The organism is Streptomyces xantholiticus (assembly GCF_014651015.1).
Classification (GTDB): Bacteria; Actinomycetota; Actinomycetes; order Streptomycetales; family Streptomycetaceae; genus Streptomyces; species Streptomyces xantholiticus.
In genome coordinates this window covers 1-7747 of record NZ_BMWB01000055.1, presented here as the reverse complement: position 1 = coordinate 7747, position 7747 = coordinate 1, and the positions used below count along the sequence as shown (strand labels likewise).

The window sequence follows — 7747 nt, the reverse complement described above, 5'->3', positions numbered from 1 at the left end:
CCCACTACTCGAACATCGCCAGCTCGGGCTTCCGTGAGCTCCAGGAAGGCCAGAAGGTGAACTTCGATGTCGTCCAGGGCCAGAAGGGCCCGCAGGCGGAGAACATCACCCCCGCCTGAGCCTCAGCCACCTCGGTGTGACGCCCGCCCCGGTCTGCCCGGGGCGGGCGTCGGCGTCTGGCCATTCGAGGGAAGCGGCGGATGACACCAGCCGAGCCGCCGTACGCGGAAGGGAGACGGTCGGGTCGGCCGGCTCCCGAAGAACCCGGTCGCGTCGCCAGACCGCCACCGGCGGGCCGTGCCCGCGGGGTACGCCGGTGGGTTCGGCCGACGGGCGGCCCTCTGAGGGGCCGTGTCAGGCAGTGCGGTGGGTGATGTGGCCGCATGGGAGAAGCAGCCCTCCAGCGCCTGGAGTCCTGTGAGCCGGACGCGGGGGAGCCCGCGCCGCGCGGTGACGTGCGCGCTGTGCTCGCGACGGCGCGGGCGTAGGGGGCGACCGGCCCGTCGGAGCCGAGAGCGCCCTTCGGGATGGATGCCGCGTCTTTGGCCTTGGCCCGTCTGCGCGTTGGGTGAGCGCCTGCTTCGACCGCGTCGACTTCATCGTCCCGTAAGAGGGTGTGGATCGCGCTGACCTTCTCCTGCGGGGTGATCGGGTGCTCGACCTGTCGGCCGTCCCGGCAAGCTCAGTTCGCTGGGTTGTGCGGATCCTCTCGTGGGCGGGACGGACTCCGGTGCCACGGCGCGGAATCCGTCTCCTGGCCGGCGAACCGCTCAATGAGCGGGCGCCGTGGGCCCGCCGGACAGGGGCGACTCGGGAAGCAGCGCCCAGGCGCAGGTCCCGGACGGCGTGCTGTGTACTCCGTAACGCTGGGCCACTGCGTCCACCAGGTCGAACCCGCGTCCGCCTTCCGCCATCTCCCCGCACCGCGGCGGAGGCGCGGGGGGTCGCCAGCGTCCGCTGTCGAGGACCTCTATCCGCACCTGCGTGCGGGAACGGGCCAGCCGCAGTCTCACCTCTGGGGAACCGCTGTGCCGGACGGTGTTGGTGACGAGCTCGGAGACGACGAGTCGTGCCGCTTCCGCGACCTCGTCACCGATGCGCCAGGCCGTCAGATGGCCTTTCGTGAAACTGCGGGCACGGGGCACCGCCCATTCCTCGGCAGGCAATGTACAGACGGCGATGGCATGGGAGGCCTCCGCGTGCTGGACCTGACGGTCCGGCGCTGTCGGGGGAGGCCGGCGCCTCTGCTGGTGAAGAGAGGGCATCATGACTCCAGGGGGGTACCAAGGGGATTGGGGGGATCACTGATGACCAGGACCTGCAGCGTGCGTGGTCCGTGCACTCCTTCGACCCGGTCGAGTTCGATGTCGCTGGTGGCCGAGGGGCCGGAGATGAAGGTCAGCGGTCGAACCGGGGCCAGCCGGGCCAAGGCCTCCGGTACGGACGCCACGATCTGCTCGGCGCGTACCACGCACAGGTGGTAGTCGGGCACCAGGGTGAGGGCCCGCCGCCCCTGGCCGGGACCGCAGTCCAGGACAAGCGTGCCGGTGGCGGCGATGGCGGTGGCGACGGTGGTGACTACGCCGCCGATACGGTCGAGTTGCTCGACGGGCAGCCGCGGTTCGTCAGTCAGTACCCGCTCCGCAGCCAGCGCGGCCTGCCACTGCGGAGGGAATCCACGGGGCACCACCACGCTGTGGGCACCGCGGGCGGAGACGGCCTGCGCGACAGCCGCGGCGACCTCGTCGGAGGTCACCGGCCGGACCGACGCTCCGTAGTCGGTGAGTCGTTCCGCCAGCAGCTGCACCAGGTCCGGGGGTCCGGCGGGGGGCGTGCCGCCCGCCGAGTAGCGACGGTCCACCGGCACGTCCTGCGGCCTTTCGTCGTCCGGCACGTCCGCGAGTGCGCGGCGGACGCGAGCCAGTACGTCATCGCGTGCGTTCACCGGTTCCTCCTCCACCAGGCCCGGAAGGTCTCCGTCGGCGGAGCGGGAGCGTCACGGGTCTCGGTCCAAGCGGACAGCGGGCCGGGCAGACGGCTGATGCGTCCACGCCGACCCGCCAGCCGCCCGGCCGCGGAGCCCGCGCGCTGGACCGCCGCCAGCCGCGACGGGTGGGACAGCACCCAGCGCGCGGCGGACATGGCCAGCTTCTCCGGTGTCGGGATACGTCGTCGGCGGCTGTCGTCCACCACCCTGGCACGCAGATGCACGAGTACCTCCGGGATGTTGATCTTGACGGGGCAGACCTCGTAGCAGGCTCCGCACAGCGTCGATGCATACGGCAAGGAGCGGTCCACCGCCGACGTCGTACCGCGCAGCTGGGGGGTGAGGATGGCACCGATCGGCCCGGGGTACACCGATCCGTAGGCGTGGCCGCCGGCTCGCTCGTAGACCGGGCAGACGTTCAGGCACGCCGAGCAGCGGATGCAGTTCAGTGCCTGGCGGCCGATCGGATCGGCGAGGGTGTCGGTTCGTCCGGCGTCCAGGAGTACCAGGTGGAAGGTGCTGGGTCCGTCGTCGGCGGCGGTACCGGTCCACGTCGAGGTGTAGGGGTTCATCCGCTCGCCTGTGGAGGAACGCGGCAGGAGTTGGAGGAAGACCTCCAGGTCCCGCCAGGTGGGTACGACTTTCTCGATGCCCACCACGGAGATGAGCGTGTCTGGAAGGGTGAGGCACATCCGTCCGTTGCCCTCCGACTCCACCACCACCGCCGTGCCGGTTTCGGCGACGAGGAAGTTGGCTCCCGAGACGGCGACTTTGGCCCGCAGGAACTTCTCCCGCAGGTGCCGCCGTGCTGCCTCCGCCAGTGCGTGCGGATCGTCGCTGAGACCGGCGGGTGCCGCCGTGCCGTAGTCGCCCATCGCGCGCACGAAGATGTCCCTGATCTCGGCACGGTTGCGGTGGATTGCGGGCACCAGGATGTGCGAGGGGTGGTCCTGGCCGAGCTGGACGATCAGCTCGGCCAAGTCGGTTTCGTACGCGGAGATGCCGGCGTCGGCCAGGGCCTCGTTCAGGCCGATCTCCTGGGTGGCCATCGACTTCACCTTGACCACCTCCCGCTCCCCTGTGGCCTGGACGAGGTCGATGACGATGCGGCGCGCCTCCTCGGCGTCGCGCGCCCAGTGGACGTGTCCGCCGGCCGCGGTGACCCGCTCCTCGACCTGGATCAGATAGCGGTCCAGGTGACGCAGGGTGCGTTCCTTGATGGCGCGCCCCGCCTCGCGCAGCTCCTCCCAGTCGTCCAGCTCCCCCACCGCGTGCGCCCGCTTTCCCCGGATGGTGTCGGTGGCGTGCGCGAGGTTGCGGCGCAGTTGAGCGTTGTCGAGAGCGCTCTTCGCCGCGCTGGGGAACGCCGGCATGCCGAGGAACGTCGTGTCGTTCACCGGGACTTCACCTCCGCTGCCGGCGTGGTGCACCGGGACCCGGACGGGGGCGGCGGCGCGTCCGCCGGCGGTTGTTCCTCGGTCGAGGCGAGGATCTCGGCCAAGTGCAGGGTCCGGACGCCGGTGCGCAGCCGGGACAGCACCCCGCCGATGTGCATCAGGCAGGAGTTGTCGCCCGCGCACAGCACTTCGGCGCCGCTTTGGAGCACATGTGCGACCTTGTCCGCGCACATCGCCACCGAGGTGTCGGCGTTCTTCATGGCGAAGGTGCCGCCGAAGCCGCAGCACTGGTCGGCCGCGGGCAGCTCGACCAGATCGATGCCGCGCACGGCCCGCAGCAGGGCCAGTGGCCTTTCCCCCACGCCCAGCATGCGCAGTGAGTGGCATGTCGGGTGGTAGGTGACCCGGTGCGGGAAGTAGGCCCCGACATCGGTGACGCCCAGGACGTCCACGAGGAACTCGGAGAGTTCGTACACCTTCGGTGCTGACTGCGCAGCGGCTGACAGGCGGGCGTCGCCGGACAGCTCGGCGACACGGCCGTGGTACTCGCGCACCATGGCGGCGCATGATCCGGACGGTGTCACCACTGCGTCGTAGTCGGCGAAGACCTCGGTGAAGCGCCGCACGAGCGGTTCGCACTCGCGCTGGTAGCCGGTGTTGAAGTGCATCTGACCACAACACGTCTGCTCTTGGGGGAACTCCACCTCGCAGCCGAGCCGCTCCAGCAACCGCACCGTCGCCCGTCCCGTGGCCGGGAAGAGGGTGTCGTTGAAGCAGGTGATGAACAGAGCGATCCGCATGGTTCCTCCGGTACGCGTGGGTCCTCCGGTGTGCGACAGCGGTGCGATGGTGCTCACGGCAGCATCCAGGCAAGGAGGTTGGACTGGAGGTAGACCAGCACGCACATGGCCAACAGGAGCAGCAGGCTCCACTTGATCGCGCCTCGGAACAGGGCCGACTCCCGGCCCACGAGGCCGACCGCGGTGGCGGCGATCGTGAGGTTCTGCGGGCTGATCATCTTGCCGACGACGCCGCCGGAGGTGTTGGCCGCGACGAGCAACGTCGGGTCCAGGCCGGCCTTGTCCCCCGCAGCTTGCTGCAGGGTTGCGAAGAGGGCATTGGCCGAGGTGTCGGATCCGGTGACCGCTGTGCCCAACCAGCCCAGAATGGGCGAGAGGAAGGCGAACGCGGCACCCGTCCCGGCGATCCACGTGCCGATGGTGATGGTCTGGCCGGACAGGTTCATCACGTAGGCGAGCGCGAGGACGGAGGCGACGGTGAGCAGGGCCCAGCGCAGCTTGTACACCGTTGCTGCGAACTCCCGGGCGGCTGCGACCGCACTCACCCGGTAAACGGCGGCGACAACCAGCCCGGACAGCAGGAGCAGCGTGCCGGGGGAGGACAGCCACGGGAAGGTGTAGACGGTGGTGGCCGAGACCTTGCCTGCCGCTGTGAGGACGTGTCCGTCCAGCCCGGGCCAGCTGATCTTGAGATCGGTCGTCGTGAGGAACTCCTTGAACGGCGTCCACAGTTTCGCGGCGGAGAACACCGCGATCACGATGAGGTAGGGCAGGAACGCCATCACCACACGGCCGCCGTTGGCCCCCTCCTTCGTCCCTGCGCCGGGGGCCGGCTGGATCCGGGTCGTCGTACCGGCGCGTCCGGATGTGCCCGAGGGCTTGCCATCGTCTGCTCCCGCGTCCGATCCGTCGGTTCGCCCGGCTCCTGCCTCGCCGGAAGGCAGCTCGGACTCGCCTTCTGTTCGCAGGGCGGCTCTGGCCTGCGCACCGCCCTTCGGGTGCCACACCCGGAGGAAGAGGACCACGGCGGTGAGGCCCGCCAGCGAGGCGATGATGTCGGTGAGCTCCACGGAGATGTAGTTGGCGCTCACGAACTGGGCGAGCGCGAACACCGCGCCGCAGACGAGCGCGACGGGCCAGGTCTGGCGCACGCCGCGGCGGCCGTCGACGAGCGCCACGAGCAGAAGCGGGACGAAGAGGGCGAGCAGCGGGGTCTGGCGGCCCACATAGGCACCGATCTCGGTGTAGGGGATCTTGGTGAGATTCCCCGCCGTGATGATCGGGATCCCGATCGCACCGAACGCCACGGGTGCGGTGTTGGCGACCAGCACGGTGATCGCGGCCCGCATGGGAGCGAAGCCCAAGGCCATGAGCATGACGCCCGTGATCGCCACTGGGGCTCCGAATCCGGCCAGGGCTTCGAGCAGACCGCCGAAACAGAATGCGATGATCACCGCTTGGACGCGTGGGTCGTCGCTGATCAGGCCGAAGGCCCGACGCAGGTCCTCGAATCGGCCGCTGACAACCGTCAGCTGGTAGAGCCAGATCGCGGTGACAACGATCCACATGATCGGGAAGAGGCCGAACGCCGCCCCTTGGCCCGCCGACAGCAGGGCGAGATCCGTGGGCATTCCGTAGACCGCCACAGCAATGACGACGGCCACGGCCAGAGAGGCGAGGCCGGCCCAATGGGCCTTCATCCGCAGCCCACCGAGAAGGACGAAGAGCGTGATCAGCGGCAGAGCGGCCACGAGCGAGGAGAGCGCGAGGCTGTCGGCGACGGGGGACAGATCGGGAAGATACATGCGACCCTCACATTGGGAGCTTGGTCAGACCATGTCTTGGCTACCTCAAACGCTAGGCACGCCAGGACCCCCCTGTCCAGAGGTGTGCCGACATAAATTGTTTGGTCAGACCAAAGCCCGGGCTCCTCAAGCTATGATCAGAACGACAAACACGGGGAGTCTCACCACGCCGTGATCCGACCGATACACAGGGTGAAAGGGCCTTCCATGGCTGAGTCGACCGCGGCATGGGAGCCGGTGCCGCGTTCCCGGACCTTCGAGCTGGTACTCGCCCGGATCGAGGAACAGATCCTGGCGGGCAACCTGGGCGTGGGCGACCGGCTGCCACCGGAACGCGAACTGGTCGAGCTCCTCGGCGTGAGCCGAGCCGCCGTCCGGGAGGCCCTGCGCGTACTGGAGGCGCAGGGAGTCCTCCGGTCCCGTGTGGGCACCGGACCGGCTTCGGGCAGCGTGATCGCCGCCATGCCCAGCGAGGGTCTCACTCAGCTTCTGCGGCTGCACATGGCGCTGGCCAACTTCCCCCTTGCGGACGTCGTCGAGGCCCGGGCCACGCTGGAGCGGTCGAGCGCCCGCCTCGCCGCCGGACGCGCCACCGCTGACGATCTCGCGCGCATGCACACTCCGCTCGCCCGTATGGACGAGGTGCTCCCCCGCGAGGAGTTCAACGACTGCGACACCGACTTCCACGTCGCCATCGCCGAGGCCGGAGGCAATCGCCTGATGGCCGACATGACGATCGCCGTCCGCAATGCCGTCCGGCACACCCTGCTCACCGCGTTCCACAAGCTCTCCGACTGGGAAGCGGTCGCCGCCCGGCTGCGGGCGGAGCACCACGCCATCTACGACGCCATCGCCGCCCGGGATGCCGAGCGAGCCGGTGACCTCGTGGAGAGCCACATCCGCGGCTTCCACCGTGACATCGTCAGCGCTGTCCTCGAGAACGAAGAAGCCGGAGAGCCCTAGGGTCTGTGTGACGTCGTGATCAATCTTGCTGATCCGGATTCGTCTGGAAGCCGGATCCGGTAGGAGGACGATCGTGACGCGCGCAGGCAACTCACCGACGAGCAGTGGAAGTTGATCGAGCCGTTCCTGCCGATAGGCGAGTACGGCCCGTACCCCGAGCGGCTGCGTGAGCCAGCCGGGGCGGCCAGCCCACACGCCACGACGCCGAACTCTACAAGGGGCGCAACACCGTCGAGCGCCTGATCAACAAGCTGACAGCCTGGCGGGGCATCGCGACTCGATACGACAAGACACCCGAGAGCTACCTCGCCGGCCTCCACCTCCGCGCCTCCATGATCTGGATCAACGACCTGCTGAAGGCAACTGATTGATCACGACGTCACGCAGACCCTAAGGCACTTCACGCAGGTCAGACAGGACGATCTGACTTCAGGCAAGTGAGGCAAGTAGGACTCGGGAAGTGTTTCGACCGAAACACTTCCGGGACTCCCGTTCGAGGGCGTATCTACGAAGTGGTTCGGCCGAACCACTTCCTGGATGCCCGTTCGACCCTGACGGACAGCGCCTCTGTCGCGGCTGCACGGCTGCGTGGGGGCTGGGGCTGGAGGCCAGCAGCCAAGGAGAGACGAAAAGCCACTGCGCTGACTGAGTGAGCGACTGCGCGCCGAGGCCGTTTCTTTTGGATCGATGCTCGTATCCCGGCGACACCCTAGTCAACTTTGACTAGTGTGTCGGCATGACTGAGAAGACCATCCCGCTCCTGCCCTGCCATGCGATCCAGCCGGTGGTCGACTT

The 7747-nt window shown here is 68.8% G+C and carries 7 protein-coding genes and 1 pseudogene; 3 read left to right on the top strand and 5 right to left on the bottom strand.

Annotation, left to right across the window (positions count from 1 at the left end; genetic code table 11):
* A partial coding sequence (locus tag IE198_RS34490) for a cold-shock protein (protein WP_189888319.1) occupies positions 1–119 on the top strand: 119 nt, incomplete at its 5' end.
* A 651-nt stretch (positions 120–770) separates the two neighbouring features.
* On the opposite strand, the gene IE198_RS34485 is transcribed toward IE198_RS34490, so the two are convergent.
* From IE198_RS34485 to IE198_RS34465, 5 genes are read right to left on the bottom strand one after another with little or no spacing between them, the layout of a single operon-like run.
* Positions 771–1265 (bottom strand): ATP-binding protein, encoded by a 495-nt coding sequence (locus IE198_RS34485; RefSeq protein ID WP_268246526.1) that lies wholly within the window; start codon positions 1263–1265, stop codon positions 771–773.
* Complete coding sequence (locus IE198_RS34480; RefSeq protein ID WP_189893984.1) at positions 1265–1945, bottom strand: LutC/YkgG family protein; 681 nt, start codon at positions 1943–1945, stop codon at positions 1265–1267. The genes IE198_RS34485 and IE198_RS34480 overlap by 1 nt, the downstream gene beginning before the upstream one ends.
* Positions 1942–3360 carry a LutB/LldF family L-lactate oxidation iron-sulfur protein gene (locus IE198_RS34475; protein ID WP_189893990.1) on the bottom strand — a complete coding sequence of 473 codons (1419 nt, stop codon included), beginning with the start codon at positions 3358–3360 and terminating at the stop codon, positions 1942–1944. Before IE198_RS34475 ends, IE198_RS34480 begins: the two co-directional genes overlap by 4 nt.
* Before the next feature lie 20 nt (positions 3361–3380).
* Positions 3381–4184: a (Fe-S)-binding protein gene (locus tag IE198_RS34470; RefSeq protein WP_189893988.1), complete on the bottom strand. Its 804-nt coding sequence runs from the start codon at positions 4182–4184 to the stop codon at positions 3381–3383.
* A 53-nt stretch (positions 4185–4237) separates the two neighbouring features.
* A complete protein-coding gene (locus IE198_RS34465; protein WP_189893982.1) occupies positions 4238–5989 on the bottom strand; it encodes an L-lactate permease in 1752 nt (583 codons plus the stop codon).
* A 207-nt stretch (positions 5990–6196) separates the two neighbouring features.
* Here IE198_RS34465 and IE198_RS34460 point away from each other — a divergent pair, with 207 nt between their 5' ends.
* Complete coding sequence (locus IE198_RS34460; RefSeq protein WP_189893980.1) at positions 6197–6952, top strand: FadR/GntR family transcriptional regulator; 756 nt, start codon at positions 6197–6199, stop codon at positions 6950–6952.
* Between the two features lie 173 nt (positions 6953–7125).
* Positions 7126–7323, top strand: a pseudogene (locus IE198_RS34455) (hypothetical protein); the annotation flags it as partial.
* Positions 7324–7747 lie beyond the last annotated feature (424 nt).

Excerpts from the sequence above, each read along its gene's own strand:
- IE198_RS34460 (WP_189893980.1), top strand. The coding sequence starts at position 6,197 with ATGGCTGAGTCGACCGCGGCATGGGAGCCGGTGCCGCGTTCCCGGACC.
- IE198_RS34485 (WP_268246526.1), bottom strand. The coding sequence starts at position 1,265 with ATGCCCTCTCTTCACCAGCAGAGGCGCCGGCCTCCCCCGACAGCGCCG.
- IE198_RS34470 (WP_189893988.1), bottom strand. The coding sequence starts at position 4,184 with ATGCGGATCGCTCTGTTCATCACCTGCTTCAACGACACCCTCTTCCCG.
- IE198_RS34465 (WP_189893982.1), bottom strand. The coding sequence starts at position 5,989 with ATGTATCTTCCCGATCTGTCCCCCGTCGCCGACAGCCTCGCGCTCTCC.
- IE198_RS34475 (WP_189893990.1), bottom strand. The coding sequence starts at position 3,360 with ATGCCGGCGTTCCCCAGCGCGGCGAAGAGCGCTCTCGACAACGCTCAA.